This is a genomic window from Micrococcus sp. CH7, from assembly GCF_001595485.1.
Classification (GTDB): Bacteria; Actinomycetota; Actinomycetes; order Actinomycetales; family Micrococcaceae; genus Micrococcus; species Micrococcus luteus.
The window spans coordinates 1-15010 of the sequence record NZ_LOSQ01000010.1 but is presented as its reverse complement, the minus strand read 5'-3'; the positions used below and the strand labels follow the sequence as shown (position 1 = coordinate 15010).

Here is a 15010-nt window from a genome sequence, read left to right as displayed (position 1 = left end):
GTCGCCGCTGAACGGCATCACCGCGGAGCGGACACGACCACGGGGCGGGCACCGACGGATCGGTGCCCGCCCCGTGGTCGTGGTGGGCCGGTGGCGTGCTCGAGGCGTCTGCGCCGCGGCTCAGCCGAGGCCGGCGACGCGGCCCAGGATGAACACCAGGACGCCGATGGCCACGAGGGCGATGATCAGCCCGAGCACGATCTTGCCGGCCGAGCGCTCGCCGGTCTGCTCCACGTCCATGCCCGGGTTGTCCGGGCCGACGCCTGCACCCTCGGCTGGGGGCGTGTCGCCGTCGAATGCGACGCCGGAGGTCTCGTCCGTCGCCTCGCGTGCGCGCCGGGCGTCCTGGGGGTCGGGGGTGTGCGGGGTGGCCATGGCCGGCTCCTCTCGTCTCGGCGGCACGGGTGCGCGCCGCTGGCCCTCACGGTAGGCCCGGGGCAGGGGGTCCTGACCAGGGCGAGGCGACGCCCGCCCCAGCGCTTTCGTGGCCGAAACGGCGCGCCCCGAGCCGCTTTCGTGGCCGAAACGGCGCCCTCCGCGACGCCCACGCCGCCCCGACGGATCCCGTCACACTCTTGATCGTTGGACGTCCAAGCAATAGCGTGATCGGCGTCACGTCCCCGCCGTCCGGAGGAGTCCCCATGCCCGAGGCCTACATCATCGACGCCGTCCGCACCCCCGTGGGTCGCCGAGGGAAGGGGCTCGCCGGCGTGCATCCCCTCGATCTGGCGGCCGCGCCGCTGCGCGAGCTCGTCGCCCGCCAGGACATCGACTCGGCCGAGTACGACGAGGTCATCCTCGGCTGCATCGACCAGCTCGGCCCGCAGGCCATGGACGTGGCGCGCAACGCCTGGCTCGCGGCCGGGCTCTCCGAGGACGTCCCCGGCACCACGGTCGAACGCCAGTGCGGCTCCGGCCAACAGGCGGTCCACTACGCCGCGCAGGCCGTCATGAGCGGGACGGCGGACCTCGTCGTCGCCGGCGGCGTGCAGTCCATGAGCGCGATCCCGCTCTCCCGGTCCAACAGCGCGGCCGCCGACTTCGGCTTCCCCGACCCGTTCACCGGCTCCGAGTCCTGGGCCGCCCGCTACGGGGACGAGGAGATCTCCCAGTTCCGCGGGGCCGAGATGATGGCCCGGCACTGGAACCTGGACCGGGACACCCTCGAGGAGTTCGCGGTGCGCTCCCACGAGCGCGCGCTCGCCGCCCAGGCCGACGGTCGCTTCGACCGCGAGATCATCCCCCTCGCCGGCCTCACCGCGGACGAGGGGCCGCGCACCCCGGACGCCGCGAAGATCGCCTCGCTCGACCCGATCGTCCCCGGCGGGCTGCACACGGCAGCCACCGCGTCCCAGATGTCCGACGGCGCGGCCGCCCTCCTGCTCGCCTCCGAGGAGGCGGTGCGTCGTCACGGCCTCACCCCGCGTGCACGCATCCACCACATCTCCGCGCGCGGCGCGGACCCCGTCATGATGCTCTCCGCCCCGATCCCGGCGACGGCGTACGCGCTCGACCGCATGGGCCTGACCATCGACGACATGGACCTCGTGGAGATCAACGAGGCGTTCGCCGCCGTCGTGCTGGCCTGGCTGACCGAGACCGGCGCGGACCCGGGGAAGGTCAACGTCAACGGCGGGGCGATCGCCCTGGGCCACCCCATCGGCGCCACCGGCGCCCGCCTGATGACCTCCCTGCTGCACGAGCTCGAGCGCAGCGGCGGCCGCTACGGCCTGCAGACCATGTGCGAGGGCGGCGGCCAGGCCAACGTCACCGTGATCGAACGTCTCTGACCCATCCCCCGGAGGTTCCCATGCCAGACCAGATCACCCACCCCACCGACGCCGGCCACCTCTCCCCCGCCCCGGAGGACACGATCGGCCGCGTGTTCGCGCGCGCGGTCGCCCGCTCCCCGCAGGCCGTCGCCCTGCGCTTCGAGGACCGCGACTGGACCTACGCCCAGCTCCGGGACGGAGCGCACCGCGTGGCCCGCCGCCTCCAGGACACCGGCCTGCCGGCCGGCACCCGGGTGGCCGCCTACGCCACCAACTCGGACGCCTACGCGCTGCTCTTCCTCGCCTGCGTCACGGCCGGCTACGTGCACGTGCCCGTGAACTTCGCGCTCAAGGGCGGCGAGCTCGCCCACGCCCTCGAGGACTCCAGCGCGGAGCTGCTCGTGGCCGACGCCGGCATGCTCGAGCGGGTCGACCAGGTCCGGGCCGAGGGCCGTGCGTCGGCGCTGCGGCACGTGTGGACCATGCTCCCCGCGGGCCACGCCGAGCCCTCCGTGCTTCAGACCGCCCGGGACGAGACGCTGGACGCCGCCGCCCCGGAGGCGGAGGTGTCGGCCACCGACCTGGCCCAGCTGCTCTACACCTCCGGCACCACCTCCACCCCCAAGGGCGCCATGATGTCCCACCGGGCGCTCGTGGCGGAGTACCTCTCCTCGATCATCGCGCTGGACTTCACGGCCGAGGACCGGCCCCTGGTGGCCATGCCGCTGTACCACTCGGCCGCGATGCACGTGTTCCTGCTCCCCTACCTGAGCCTCGGCGCCACGGTGCGCCTGCTGCCCGCCCCGGACATCCCCCGGATGCTCGAGCTCGTGGAGACCGAGCACATCGGCTCCCTGTTCCTGGCGCCCACCGTCTGGGTGCCGCTGGCGAACCATCCGGACCTGGCCACGCGCGACCTCTCCTCGCTGCGCAAGGCACAGTACGGGGCCTCGATCATGCCGGTGACCGTGCTGCAGCGCCTGCGCCAGAGCCAGCCGGGCATCGGCTTCTACAACTGCTTCGGCCAGTCCGAGCTGGGCCCGCTGTGCACGGTGCTGCGCCCCGAGGAGCACGACGCGCGGCCGGCCTCGTGCGGCCGCCCCGTGTTCCACGTGGAGGCGCGGGTGATGACGGCCGACGGCGCCCCCGCCGCGCCCGGCGAGCCCGGCGAGATCCAGTACCGCTCGCCGCAGCTGCTCTCCGGCTACTGGAACCGGCCGGATGCCACCGCGGACGCGTTCACCGACGACGGCTGGTTCCGCTCCGGCGACCAGGTCACCCAGGACGCGGCCGGCTACATCCAGGTGGTGGACCGCATCAAGGACGTCATCAACACGGGCGGCGTGCTGGTCGCCCCGCGCGAGGTCGAGGACGCGATCTACGAACTCGACGAGGTGGCCGAGGTCGCCGTCATCGGCCTGCCGGACGAGCGCTGGATCGAGGCGGTGACCGCCGTCGTCGTGCTCAAGGAGGGCGCGGAGCTGACCGCGGAGACCGTGCGCGCCCACGTGAAGGAGCGGCTGGCGGGCTTCAAGGTGCCCAAGCGCGTGGACTTCGTGGCGGAGCTGCCGCGGAACCAGTCGGGCAAGCTGCTCAAGCGCGCGCTGCGCGCCGAGCGGACGCAGGAGGCCCGGTGACGCGCACGCAGAAGCCGACCTACGACGTCGTCACGCCCCTGGACGTCGACTACCTGGACGCGTTCGGGGAGGCCACGGACGAGGACCGCGCGCACTGGGACCGCGCCCGCGCCTACGGCCGGGAGGTGCTCGAGCGGATCGACGGGCACTGGGACCGGGCGGAGTACCCGTTGGACCTGGTGGCGCGGGCGGGCGAGCTGGACCTGCTCACCGATGGGCTGGAGGTGCCGGGGCACGCGGTGATGTCGCCGTTGGCGGCGGGTCTGGTGGCGATGGAGATCTCCCGGGCGGACGGGTCGATGGCGGCCGCGGCGGCGGTGCAGGGCGGGCTCGTGCTGCGCGCCCTGGTGCACTGCGCGAGCCCGGAGCAGAAGGAGCGGTACCTCGAGCCGGTGGCGCGCGGCACGCTGCCGGGCGGGTTCGCGCTCACAGAGCCGCTGCACGGCTCGGACTCGGTGTCCCTCGAGACGTCCGCGCGGCCCGACGGCGCCGGCGGCTGGGTTCTGAACGGCGCCAAGAAGTGGATCGGCAACGGGGCCACCGGGGGCATCACGATCGTGTGGGCGCGGGACACCGAGGACGGGCAGGTCAAGGGGTTCGTGGTGGAGCAGTCCACGCCCGGCTACGAGGCCGAGGTGATCACGGGCAAGGGCGCGCTGCGGGCGATCCACCAGGCCGAGATCACGCTGACCGACGTGCGGGTCGGCGACGACGCGCGGCTGCCGGGCGTGGCGACGTTCAAGGACGCCGCGCGCGTGCTGGTGGCCACCCGCGTGAACGTGGGCTGGTCCGCGCTGGGCCACGCGACCGCCATGTTCGAGGCCGCGCTCGCCTACGCCCGGCAGCGCGAGCAGTTCGGCAAGCCGCTGGGAGCGCACCAGATGGTGCAGGAACGGCTCGCGCAGATGCTGGACGAGGTGACCGCGATGCAGACCCGCTGCGTGGCCGTGGCCCGCCTGCAGGCGGCCGGGCGGCTGCGTGACGAGCAGGCCTCCCTGCTGAAGTACGCCTGCACCCGGGGTGCGCGGCGGGTGGCGCAGATCGCCCGGGACATGCTCGGCGGCAACGGCATCCTCCTAGAGCACCGGGTGATGCGGCACTTCGCCGACGTCGAGGCCCTGCACACCTACGAGGGCACCGAGTCCGTGCAGGCGCTGATCCTCGGCCGGGACCTGACCGGGATGAGCGCGTTCGCGTGAGCGCCTCCCTCAGGGCGCGGAGACGACTCCCACGCCCACCCGGGGCAGGCTGCGGTCCACGACCAGCTCCAGCCGACGTTCGTGGAACCGTGCGCCGAGCAGCTCCTCGAGGTCCTCGACGAGGTGCACCGTGATGGTCTCGATGACCGCCGCGGTGTCCTCTCCGTCCCGCAGGATGCAGTCCACCTCCAGCGCGGGGGCGGAGGGGGTGCCGGTGATGGCGAACCTGGCCTCAGCGACCTCGGGGAACACGGTGACGGCCCGCGCGGCACTCATGGCCAGGAGGGCGCAGCGCTGACGGAAGGCGGCGGGCTGCGGCGCCGGGGACTCGAGGACGGGCGGGACGGCGGACAGGGTCCGCCCCATGGCCTGGGGGGCCTCCAGCGTTGCTGTCATGACATTCCTCTCGCCGCGGCCCGGGCGCCCCCTCACAGAGATCGCCGTGACCTGGAAAATGTTAGTCTAACTATGCGTTAGGAAGACTAACCAAATTTTCGGGGTGACGTGAACAGGGAGGTTCAAGAGCGCATGGGTGAGGAGCACACCACGCTGACCAGCACGGATGGCGAACCGACGTCGGGCTACTGGTACACCCGCGGCGCCCGCGAGATCGAACCCGTGGACGTGCTCAACCTGCTGCGACGCTACCGGGAGGCCGAACGGCGCATGCGCGCCCGCACCCGGGACAGCATGGGGATGGGAGAGACCCACCTGTCAGCCCTGCGTTACCTGCTGCGGGCCGACCGACGCGGCCACAAGGTCCGTCAGCGGGATCTGGCCAGCGCCCTGGAGATCACCCCGGCCTCCGCCAGCGCCCTGGTGGACCGACTGGTCCGAGACGGCTACGCCCGACGGGCGCCCCACCCACAGGACCGCCGATCCGTGGTGGTGGAACCGACGGCCAAGACGGACCACGAGGTCCGCGCCACCCTGGGCGCCATGCACCGCAGTATGCTCGCCGCGGTGGAGGGCCTCACCCCGGCCGAGCTCGCCGGCGCGGCCGCGTTCCTGCGGGCCCTGATCCGCAGCGTGGAGGAGCATGACGAGGACGAGGCGGACCAGCCCGCGTGAGGAACAGACTCAGCGGAACAGGTCCCAGACGCTGAACGTGGTGCGCTTGTAGACCGCGTTGTAGGCGGCGCGCTTCGGATCGCGCACCCACCCCATGCCCGGCCGGCCGTCCTCGCGGCCGGCACCCGTGCACCGCACCCGCCAACCCCAGGAGCTGACATGAGCACCGCACCCACCCCTTCTTCCTCCGACGACGCCCCCGCCGTCCTCGTCGAGACGCGGCCCGGCGTCGTGCGGCTGACGCTGAACCGGCCCGCGAAGGGCAACGCGCTCGGACTGACGATGGCGCGCGAGGTGCTCGCGGCGATCGCCGCGGCCGAGGCGGACGAGTCCGTGCACGTGCTCACGCTGACCGGCGCCGGGCGGATCTTCTGCGGCGGCGGGGACGTCCAGGCCATGGCTGCCGCGCCTGCCGGGCCGGAGCGGCGCGCGATGATCCAGGAGCTCGGCGAGGCGGCGGGCGAGGTCGCGGTGGCGCTCACAGGCTCTCGCCTGCTGGTGCTGGCCGGCGTCAATGGGACGGCCGCCGGGGCGGGGCTCGGGCTCCTGCTGGGCGGCGACGTCGTGCTGGTGCGCGAGGACGCGCAGCTGGTGACGGCGTTCTCCGCGCTCGGGATGACACCGGACACGGGCGTGTCCTACTGGCTGCCGCGGGTGCTGGGGCAGGTGCGCGCGACGCAGCTGTTGCTCGGCGGTCGGCGCCTGACCGGGACCGAGGCCGTGGAGTGGGGCCTGGCGACCGAGGCGGTGGCCGGCGACGCGTTCGCGGCGCGTCTGGCGGAGCTCGAGGACGAGCTGGTGGCCGGTCCGGCGCACACCTATGGGCCGACGAAGGCGCTGGCGCGCGGGGCCGACGTCGAGGCGCTGCGTGCACACGTGCGGCAGGAGGCGGCGTCGATCGCGGCGGCGTCCGAGCACCTGGAGGCCGTGCGGCGGGTGGAGGCGTTCGCGGGCCGGTGAGGGGTGGGCGGCGGCCCGGGCCGGCGGCGCAGGCCGGCGGGCCGGGCCGGCGGCGCTCCTCCACCGGGCCGACCCCGGTCAGGTCCGCGAGGGCGTGGAGGTCACTTGAACATCTTCAGGACGTCGCCCAGGCCGACCGTGGTGCGCCGGTAGACGGCGTTGTAGGCGGCGCGCTTCGGATCGCGCAGCCAGCCCATCCCCTTGCGGCCGTAGCCGGGGATGACCTTGCGCTTGATCGCACGCTTGGCGCGGCCCGTGGTGCGGGCCTTGATGGACTTCTTCAGGCTGGGCTTGCGGAGACCGATCTTCATGGGGCGAGCGTAACGGGGGCCCTGAGGCCAGATCGTCCCGAGGTGTCAGGGCCGCTTGCCCTGCCACTCTTGGATCACCCGCCGCATGCTGTTCCCGTGCTCCTTGATCTGGGGGACGTCCCAGTCGCCCTCGGCGTGAAGGATGCCGGCCATGAGCTGGAACTTGAGGCTCTGCTCGTCCGAGGAGTACTGCTTCACCTTCGAGACGGGCATCAGGTTGTTCCGCTGGGAGTTCTCGCGTCGGCCCATGATGCACAGGTTCCCGAAACGGTTGACGTCCTCCGCGGTCAAGGCCTCCTGCTCCTCACCCGGAACCACGGGGTAGAAGTGCTCCACCGAGGTTCGGTACCGGAACCGGAAGGCGTCGGCGCGCCGGCGGAGCACCTCCTGTTCGACATCGCTGAGGGGCTCCCGCAGATGTTCCCGTTCCATGGGCGATGTCCGGCCGGCGTCCCAGAGGATGTAGTCCAGGGCGTTGAAGACGAAGTTGGGGACGTTGACGCCGGCATCCCAGGTCTTGTCCGCCTCATAGGCACGGAGGCGCTCTCGCGCCAGATCTTCCAGCATGAGCTGAAACGCCACGCCGTCCACACCGTCCACCGGCTGCGCATCCAGCCATCGCAGGATGCGGTACAGGAAGTACTTGGATGTGCGGCGCGTGTCGGTGACCTGGAACATGGCCTGAAGGTTCCGGACGGCGTCCTGGACCTGCTGATCCCGGAAGGTGTTCTTCACACCCAGCCGTCGGCGCGGAGAGCGCTCGCCGGCCTCAGTCTCGAGCTTCTGAGCTCGGCTGAGCACCCAGTTCTCCTCGTCCGCCTGTGTTCCCGTCGTCGCCAGAGTCCTGATCACATAGGTATCCAGCAGAAGGCGCATGCGGAGCAGCGTCACGAGGAAACGCTGAGACCAGGCCGCGTCGCCATGGCCGTGCTGGGCGAACTGCTCCAGCAGGGAGCCGTCCTCGAGCCGCACGGCCCCCGTTGAGTCCTGGCCCCACCGCGGCAGGCCGGGCTCGGCCCCCTCACCCTTCTCCTGCATCACGCGCAGCACATGCAGCAGCAAGTTCGGGAAGTCGACGATGGTCCCGTAGGCGCCGGTATCGGCGTCGTCCTGGCGTTGGTCGGACGGGGGCCCGGACTCCACGGCGGTCTGCCCGGCGGCCAGCAGAGCCTCAATGATGGTGCGGGCGCCCGACGCCGTCGCGGTCTGGCTCGGCGCGAGAGCTGCCCGCAGCGACGCGAAATCCCGGGTGAGGAGGGCCGACCAGGACCCGCCGAAGACGGCGTCTCTTGCCGCCTCACCGCCACCCTTCGGCCGTTCCGTCGAGAACTGGAGCTGGATGTGGCGGTCCAGAACGGCGCAGGCGTCCCAGACGTGCGCGAACACCTTCCGGTCCGTGGCGTCCTCGAGAGGCCGCATCAATGTGGCCTTCAGGATCTCGTGCTTGGCGAGCTGCTCACCGCGGGTGTTCATCACCTCGAAATAGTGGTTGAGGTCCGTGCCCTTCGGAAGTTCGGTGCGCAGCAACCGGACATGCTTCCAGAGGTACGCGAGGTCGTCGCCGTCGAACATCACCTCCTGATCGTCTGCCGGGGTTTGCCGGTCCATGGCCCGCCGGCAGGCCGCAGCGATCGTCTCGACGGCCACCCCGATGGCGTCCACCTGGAATGACGTCCCGGCGGGGGCGCCCCGACGGCGGAGGGTCGCGAGGTCCTCCCCGGCCTCGGGGCGCCCTTCGTAATCCAGGACGGCCAACGTCCGGGGGTCGAGGACACCGGCACGGATGACACGCTCCGCGACGGCCGCCAGCACCGTCAGCGTGGTCAGGCGCTGCTGCCCGTCGACCACCTCGTCGATCGGCACGCCCTCAGGAGTCGTGGCTCGGTTCACCACCAGCGAGCCGAGGTAGTAGTCGGACGAGGCTCCCTGCGTATCCGGCTTCTCCGAGCGGAGGCGAGCGCGGCGCACGTCCGCGAGGAGTGTCGCGATCTCGACCTGCGTCCAGGCGTAGGCCCGTTGGTAGACCGGCACCCGGTAGTGCCGGGCGGCGGTGAAGACCTCCTCGATCGTCAGCGCCTCAGGCGCGTGCTTCTCAGTCTGCATCGTGGGCTTCCTCCGTGTCCCAGGGCGTGTCCGAGTAGAGACGCTCCACCGGGGAGGCCTCGTCCACGTACGGCCCGGGGAGGGCCGCCACGCGCCCGGTGACGGCGGCGGGGTCCAGGCTGCTCCTCATCAGGCGGAACAGGTTGACCCGGTCCTCCAGGTCCGGCGCCCCGTGCTGGCCCAGCGCGTGAAGTTCCACGGAGCGCGGGTAGACCCGCGTCAACCGCGTTCTCAATGCGAAGGCATGCCGTGCGAGCACGAGAGCGGCGCGCTCGATGTCGTGGTCGCCGAACCGGTCTGCGTAGGCCAGCAGCAGCGCTCCGTAGAGCTCCTGTGTGTAGCGGTAGCCAGCGCCGGTGCCGGCGGCCCGGACGAGCCGGGTGATCGTCTGGAATCGCCTGTTCTCCCTCCCACGACGGGCGTCGTCCCCGGCGGTCTGCTCCGCGTCCGTCGCGGAGACGCCGAGGGCCCTCGCGAGCCGGGTGTAGTGATACACCAGGCGGAAGAACATCTCGCCGTCGGTGACAGGCTGGGTCAGCTGGAACGGGAACTCCAGCGGAGGAAGGGCACCGTGCGCGATCAGCGCGGCGTTTCGCCCGTTGTAGTCGTCCACGTGGGCCTTGGCCATGAGAAGCCCGCGCGCCCAGGGCAGTCGGCCGAGGCCCGTCGGCCCAGCGGAGATCCCCTTGAACGCTCCGATCCGGGACGCGGTGAAGCCGTCGCGCGGCAGGGACTCACCGGCGCTCCAGCGGAGGATCGGATAGAGCAGACGTGAGAAGAGATGGTGGATCTCGACCGGCGGGGTGGCTTCCCACTCCCGCACGGCCGCGAGGATCGCCGCCCGGTCCGATGTGGCTTCACCATAGGCGCGGAGGTGGTAGGCCTTCAGTAGGTCGGTGGGCAGGAGTGCCCGGCCGCGGGTGTTCTGCGAGTCGAACATCTGGAAGGCCGCGTCGAGGTCGCTGACGATCAGGCGCACCAGCGTGCAACGGTCCAGGAAGTAGTCCGCGAAGTCCTCGACCTCGGTGCTGTCCCAGGACCGGAATGTCTGCAGGATGAGGCGGTGGTTCTCGACCACGTGGCGCTCCGACACGTCCCGGCGGCCCGGCGGCAGCTCGATGGTCGCCGCACTGTCCAGGGCCGCACGCTGGCGCTCGGCGCGCTCGGCGGTGTCGCCCAGGACCTCCTGCAGTGCGAGCGCGATCAGCGCGAAGGTCATGTACCGCTGCTGGCCGTCGACGATGTCCAGCCAGCCGTCCTCGGCGTGCACGATCATGGTGCCGATCCGGTAGGACGCCGCGCTGCGGAATCGACGGATGTCGTCGATCAGCTGCACAGCGTTCTTCGTGGACCACGTATAGGGCCGCTGGTACACGGGGATACGGAGACGAGGGTCCCGCAGTGCATCCGCGACGGTCATGACGTTCGCGGTCAACGACCCGGAGTGCCCCGTCCCCGGTCCTTGGGCGTCGCTCTGGGCACCCCGCAGATGGTCGACGGCGGCATCCGCGGCGGTCGAGTGCATCTCCATCAGGCGTCGTCTTCCATGGGTCCCGTCTTAGCCGAGGCGGCCTCGACCTCGCCGAGGGTGTGCCCATCCGGCGCCCGCCATGAGGACGGCCCGCTCATGCTCCCGCCGGCCACGAATCCGGCCGCGGCCGAGGAGCTGGTGAAGGAGACGTCCTCGATCAGGACCCCATCAGCGCCGATGTGGCCGGCAAAGCGCTCGCGGCTCGCCCGGACACCCGCGGGCGCGCTGGGCCGCAGCCCCTCCATGAGGCCGCTGCCCCGCAGGACAACGAACCCGTCCGGCGTCGGGTGCCCCTGCGCACTCACGCCGTTGACCGTCATGGTGAACAGGGTGCGCTCCGGCACCGACCCGGGCGCCTGGGTGGCCCGGCCCGCCGCGACCACGGCATGTGAGCCGTCAGCGCTCTCGAAGACGCGATGCCCCAGGGCGCTGATCAGGATCTTGGCCTTGTCGGCGTACTCCTCCAGCTCCGCCTTCTTCTCCTCCGTGACGTTGCCCTGGGAGGGCGCCACCGCGTTGTCCACGGTGAAGCGCCCGGCCGTGGATGCAGCCTGGTGGAAGTAGTGCTCCAGGTAGGTCACCTCCGTGGGGCCGAAGGTGTCCCCGAGGGTGGAGAGGAGAATGGCCCGGTTCCAGAAGTCGTGCGCCTCTTTCCGGACGTGCTCCCGGATCCTGCCTACCATGCCGTTGCCGTTGGCCCGCCCGACAGCCTGGCCGACGTAGACGACGTCGTCGCCGGAATCGGCGTCCTGCCCCAGCAGCAGGTACACACCGGTGCCTTCGAACGCCTCGGGGTGTCCGTCCGCGTTGAGGCTGGTGCGTGGCACCACATAGACGAGGCCCGTCCAGTTGTCGAGGGTGCACTTCAGTCGACCGGTGGGTGCACCGTCCATCAGGAAGACCTGCAGTGTCTTGGGATGTGCCATCTCAGTTCCCCTTCCGGACGCGCGACGGTGTCGCGCTCGCCCTCTCATCGACCGAAGTGCCCTGCGAAGGGGCCGTTTCGTCAGCGAAAACGGCGGACTGTCCATGAGCAACGTCCACCGGCCCAGTCCCCTCGCCTCGCACCTTCCAGTACAGGTACTCCCCGATGGCAGCGACGATCATCTTGGACGGGTCCCCGCCCCTGCCCACGATGTCCGTCATCTTCGCGAAGGCGTCCTCGTTCGCGTACACGGCGCCCATCGCCGACCGTTCCAGGTTCGGGCTCGCGAGGAACTGCTCCAGCGAGTTCGCACCGGCCTGCCCCAGCAGCTTCTCGTCCTCCATGAGCGGCGCCACGAGGGCACTGACCCACGCCTCCTGCTGGGACGGGGAGGCATCCACGCCTTCACCAGCGAAGATCTCGTTGATCTTCTCGATCACTTCCTCCAACGGCCCGCGCTGCTTCTCACGCACCTGCCCGCCTCCCACAGCGGTCGTCCCCTTCAGCGCGGTCCCACCGGTCAACCCGATGTCGCCCGAGGACGTCTTCTTCTGCCGGATGCTCACCAGCTGCACATCGCTCAGGTCGATCAGCTCCTCACCGCCGGGCTGATCGCCCACGAGCTGCACCAGGTGCCGCAGGAACAGCGCCCGCTTGTAGTGCTCGGTGTCCCCGAACTCGTAGATCTGGGAGAGGAAGTCGTAGAGGCTGACGAAGGACCGCATGTCCTTGCGCACCAGCACGAGCTCGTTCACGCGCGTCTCATCCTGGTTCATCCGCGCATGCGCCAGCTCCTTGCGGAACCGGTATGCCACGGGCTCCAGCGCAGCCTGTAGGCCCTCCTGCCCGCTCCCCGGCTTCCACGCGACCCACACCTCGGCGAACGCGTCGACCTCGTCCCAGTCGTACACACCCGCGGCGTCGAGCTTCGTCCCCAGGTCATGGATCAGGTTCGGGTCCGTCACCGTCTCCAGCGTCGCGCCCGCGTAGTACGGCTCGAAGGCAGCCTGGATGTCGTCTTCGGAGTTCACGAAGTCCAGCACGTAGGTGGTGTCCTTGCCCGGCGCCGCGCGGTTCAGCCGCGACAGCGTCTGCACGGCCAGCACGCCGGAGAGCTTCTTGTCCACGTACAGGGCACAGAGCTTCGGCTGGTCGAAGCCGGTCTGGTACTTGTTGGCCACGATCATCACCTGGTAGCCGTCCCCGTCGAACGCCTTCGCCAGGTCGCCGGTCACGGACGGGTTCATGGACCGTTCGGTGACCTTCTCGAGCCCGAAGTCGTCGTCGGTGATCTCGCCGGAGAAGGCCACCAGGGTGCCCACGTCCGTGTACCCCATGTCTTGGATGTACTGGTCCATCTGGCGCTTGTACCGGACGGCGGCGGCGCGGGAGTCGGTGACCACCATGGCCTTGGCCTGCCCGTCCAGCAGTCCGGCCACGTTGGCGCGGAAGTGCTCCACGATGATCTTGACCTTCTGCGCGATGTTCGTCGGGTGCAGCTTGACCCACCGCATGAGCTTCTTGCTCGCCTCGGTCTGGTCCACTTCGGTGGTCGGATTCCCGACGGCGGCCCGGTCGCCTTCCGGACGGAACTCGCCCTTCTGTCCGGCCAGGGCCAGCTTGAAGGCGGTGTCGTAGTTGGTGAAGTTCTTCAGCACGTCGAGGATGAACTCCTCCTCGATGGCCTGCTGCATGGTGTACCGGTGGAAGGAGGCCGGGATCTCCCGGCCCTTCTCGTCGTACTCGCCGGAGGGGCGGCCGAACATCTGCAGGGTCTTGTCCTTCGGAGTGGCGGTGAAGGCGAAGAAACTGATGTTCTGCGGGCGTCCGGTGGCGGCGACCTCGGCGGCGAGGATGGACTCGGTGTCCGCCTCTCCGCCGTCTTCGAGGTCGGCCTGCTCTTCCGGGGTGAGCACACGCTTGAGTTTGGCTGCGGCGGAGCCGGTCTGGGAGGAGTGCGCCTCGTCCGCGATCACCGCGTAGGTGCGGCCGGCGAGCGTCGAGTCACCTTTGAGGAGCTCGAGCACGGCGGGGAAGGTCTGCAGCGTCACCACGATGATCCGGTTGCCCTGCAGCAGCGTCTGCTTCACCAGGGCGGACTTGCTGGTGGCCTCTCCCCCGAGGTTCTTGCGGTCCACGGCCACCACGGTGCCGGAGGTCCGCTCGATCTGCCGGACGGCCTCCTGAAGCTGGTCGTCCAGCACGGTGCGGTCGGTGACCACGATGACCGAGTCGAACACCCGCTGCTCGTCCGCCCCGTAGGTGGAGAGCAGCCGGTGGGCGGTCCAGGCGATGGTGTTGGTCTTGCCGGAGCCCGCGGAGTGCTCGATCAGGTAGGACTTCCCGGCGCCCTCCTCGCGGACGGCGGCGAGCATCGTGGTGACGGCCTCCCACTGGTGGAAGCGCGGGAAGATCAGCGTGGACTCCCGGCGCGAGCGGCCGTACTCGTCCTCCACGGTCTCCTTCTTAAGGAAGACGAACTTCTGGAGGATCTCGAGCCAGGTGTCCCGCTGGAGAATCCGTTCCCACAGATAGGAGGTGGAGGAACCGCCGTTCGGGTTGAGCGGGTTGCCGGCGTGGCCGTCGTCGCCTTGGTTGAAGGGCAGGAAGAAGGTGTCCTTCTCGGCCAGCTTGGTGGTCATCCAGACCTCGCGGTTGGAGACGGCGAAGTGGACCACGGCGCGGGTGCCGAACCGGAACAGTGGCGTGGCCTTGGGGTTGCGCTCGCGGTACTGCTTCTTCGCGTGGCCGATGGACTGGGTGGAGTCGGTCTTCAGCTCGATCGTCGCCACGGGCAGGCCGTTGACGAACAGCACCAGGTCTACGGACTGGTTGGTGGCCGGGTTGAAGTGCACCTGACGCATCACGCGCAGCCGCATGCGCTCGTAGGAGGCGACAGCGGCCGGGTTCAGGTTCGTGGCCGGCCGCGGCTCGGCCATGCGCAGGGTGGCGGAGGTGCCGACCTTGAAGCCCTTGCGGAGCACGTTGAGGGTGCCGCCGACGCCGGTGTCCTGCGGCTTGTTCAGCACGTCGATCAGGCGGGTGGTGATCTGGTCCCGCTGTGCCTGCTGGGCGGAGGCCGGGGCATCGGCCTTCACGATGCGCCCGTAGTCCTCCGGCTGGTTCTCGGCCAGCCAGGCGTGGACGTCCTCGGGGAAGATCGCGTTCTTGCGGTCGTAGCCGGCATCGTTGGGCGAGTAGAGCCAGCCGTGCTGCTCCAGGTACTCGCAGATGCAGGTCTCGAGCTCGCTCTCGTTGTGGATGGCCATGGCGGTCAGTCCTCCGTGGGGATCTCGATCTGGCCGGTGACGGCGGCAGTGATCAGCGCGGCCCGGCGCTCCTGGGCGAGCTCGATGAAGCGTTCGGCCTTGGCGATGAGCGCGTCGATCTTTGCGGTCTCGTGGTCGAGGTGGGCGTGTCAGATGGTCTGTGTAAGCCGTACCGAGAGGAACGGTAAGAATCATGACCATGATCGACGAGAAGAACCCAGGCGAGCCCTCG

13 protein-coding genes are annotated in these 15010 nt (G+C 70.4%); 5 read left to right on the top strand and 8 right to left on the bottom strand.

Annotated features, from left to right (window positions below; genetic code table 11):
- Positions 1-120: 120 nt before the first annotated feature.
- A complete protein-coding gene (locus tag AUV08_RS04665) occupies positions 121-375 on the bottom strand; it encodes a DUF6480 family protein (protein WP_036384910.1) in 255 nt (84 codons plus the stop codon).
- A gap of 266 nt (positions 376-641) precedes the next feature.
- Here AUV08_RS04665 and AUV08_RS04660 point away from each other — a divergent pair, with 266 nt between their 5' ends.
- From AUV08_RS04660 to AUV08_RS04650, 3 genes are read left to right on the top strand one after another with little or no spacing between them, the layout of a single operon-like run.
- Positions 642-1790: an acetyl-CoA C-acetyltransferase gene (locus tag AUV08_RS04660; RefSeq protein ID WP_036384911.1), complete on the top strand. Its 1149-nt coding sequence runs from the start codon at positions 642-644 to the stop codon at positions 1788-1790.
- A 20-nt stretch (positions 1791-1810) separates the two neighbouring features.
- Complete coding sequence (locus AUV08_RS04655) at positions 1811-3409, top strand: fatty acyl-CoA synthetase (protein ID WP_061867660.1); 1599 nt, start codon at positions 1811-1813, stop codon at positions 3407-3409.
- Positions 3406-4608: an acyl-CoA dehydrogenase family protein gene (locus tag AUV08_RS04650; RefSeq protein WP_036384913.1), complete on the top strand. Its 1203-nt coding sequence runs from the start codon at positions 3406-3408 to the stop codon at positions 4606-4608. The genes AUV08_RS04655 and AUV08_RS04650 overlap by 4 nt, the downstream gene beginning before the upstream one ends.
- A 9-nt stretch (positions 4609-4617) precedes the next feature.
- Here AUV08_RS04650 and AUV08_RS04645 read toward each other — a convergent pair whose 3' ends face one another.
- Positions 4618-5004, bottom strand: a complete 387-nt coding sequence (locus AUV08_RS04645; protein WP_044658809.1) for a hypothetical protein — start codon at positions 5002-5004, stop codon at positions 4618-4620.
- 132 nt (positions 5005-5136) lie between these two features.
- Between AUV08_RS04645 and AUV08_RS04640 the strand changes: the two genes are divergently transcribed.
- Positions 5137-5679 carry a MarR family winged helix-turn-helix transcriptional regulator gene (locus tag AUV08_RS04640; RefSeq protein WP_002857975.1) on the top strand — a complete coding sequence of 181 codons (543 nt, stop codon included), beginning with the start codon at positions 5137-5139 and terminating at the stop codon, positions 5677-5679.
- 9 nt (positions 5680-5688) lie between these two features.
- Here AUV08_RS04640 and AUV08_RS12300 read toward each other — a convergent pair whose 3' ends face one another.
- Positions 5689-5817, bottom strand: coding sequence for a hypothetical protein (locus AUV08_RS12300; RefSeq protein ID WP_255351296.1), 129 nt, complete (start codon positions 5815-5817; stop codon positions 5689-5691).
- A gap of 21 nt (positions 5818-5838) precedes the next feature.
- On the opposite strand from AUV08_RS12300, the gene AUV08_RS04635 reads away from it, so the two are divergent.
- Positions 5839-6639 carry an enoyl-CoA hydratase/isomerase family protein gene (locus tag AUV08_RS04635; protein WP_060775110.1) on the top strand — a complete coding sequence of 267 codons (801 nt, stop codon included), beginning with the start codon at positions 5839-5841 and terminating at the stop codon, positions 6637-6639.
- Positions 6640-6740: 101 nt separating this feature from the next.
- On the opposite strand, the gene AUV08_RS04630 is transcribed toward AUV08_RS04635, so the two are convergent.
- The 5 genes from AUV08_RS04630 to AUV08_RS04610 are packed head-to-tail and all read right to left on the bottom strand — an operon-like array spanning position 6741 to position 14778.
- Positions 6741-6950, bottom strand: coding sequence for a hypothetical protein (locus tag AUV08_RS04630; RefSeq protein ID WP_002857973.1), 210 nt, complete (start codon positions 6948-6950; stop codon positions 6741-6743).
- A gap of 45 nt (positions 6951-6995) precedes the next feature.
- Positions 6996-9053 carry a DUF262 domain-containing protein gene (locus AUV08_RS04625; protein ID WP_060775111.1) on the bottom strand — a complete coding sequence of 686 codons (2058 nt, stop codon included), beginning with the start codon at positions 9051-9053 and terminating at the stop codon, positions 6996-6998.
- Positions 9043-10584 (bottom strand): DUF262 domain-containing protein, encoded by a 1542-nt coding sequence (locus AUV08_RS04620; RefSeq protein WP_060775112.1) that lies wholly within the window; start codon positions 10582-10584, stop codon positions 9043-9045. Before AUV08_RS04620 ends, AUV08_RS04625 begins: the two co-directional genes overlap by 11 nt.
- The gene (locus AUV08_RS04615) at positions 10584-11510 is read right to left on the bottom strand and encodes a GIY-YIG nuclease family protein (protein ID WP_060775113.1); all 927 of its coding nucleotides are present in this window, start codon (positions 11508-11510) and stop codon (positions 10584-10586) included. The genes AUV08_RS04620 and AUV08_RS04615 overlap by 1 nt, the downstream gene beginning before the upstream one ends.
- Position 11511: 1 nt before the next feature.
- The gene (locus AUV08_RS04610) at positions 11512-14778 is read right to left on the bottom strand and encodes a type I restriction endonuclease subunit R (protein WP_061867659.1); all 3267 of its coding nucleotides are present in this window, start codon (positions 14776-14778) and stop codon (positions 11512-11514) included.
- Between the last annotated feature and the right edge of the window lie 232 nt (positions 14779-15010).

Bases quoted from the DNA above. Each gene is read 5' to 3' on its own strand.
- AUV08_RS04645 (WP_044658809.1), bottom strand. From the start codon at position 5,004: ATGACAGCAACGCTGGAGGCCCCCCAGGCCATGGGGCGGACCCTGTCC.
- AUV08_RS04630 (WP_002857973.1), bottom strand. From the start codon at position 6,950: ATGAAGATCGGTCTCCGCAAGCCCAGCCTGAAGAAGTCCATCAAGGCC.
- AUV08_RS04665 (WP_036384910.1), bottom strand. From the start codon at position 375: ATGGCCACCCCGCACACCCCCGACCCCCAGGACGCCCGGCGCGCACGC.
- AUV08_RS04655 (WP_061867660.1), top strand. From the start codon at position 1,811: ATGCCAGACCAGATCACCCACCCCACCGACGCCGGCCACCTCTCCCCC.
- AUV08_RS04625 (WP_060775111.1), bottom strand. From the start codon at position 9,053: ATGCAGACTGAGAAGCACGCGCCTGAGGCGCTGACGATCGAGGAGGTC.
- AUV08_RS04660 (WP_036384911.1), top strand. From the start codon at position 642: ATGCCCGAGGCCTACATCATCGACGCCGTCCGCACCCCCGTGGGTCGC.
- AUV08_RS04615 (WP_060775113.1), bottom strand. From the start codon at position 11,510: ATGGCACATCCCAAGACACTGCAGGTCTTCCTGATGGACGGTGCACCC.
- AUV08_RS04640 (WP_002857975.1), top strand. From the start codon at position 5,137: ATGGGTGAGGAGCACACCACGCTGACCAGCACGGATGGCGAACCGACG.
- AUV08_RS04635 (WP_060775110.1), top strand. From the start codon at position 5,839: ATGAGCACCGCACCCACCCCTTCTTCCTCCGACGACGCCCCCGCCGTC.
- AUV08_RS04620 (WP_060775112.1), bottom strand. From the start codon at position 10,584: ATGGAGATGCACTCGACCGCCGCGGATGCCGCCGTCGACCATCTGCGG.
- AUV08_RS04610 (WP_061867659.1), bottom strand. From the start codon at position 14,778: ATGGCCATCCACAACGAGAGCGAGCTCGAGACCTGCATCTGCGAGTAC.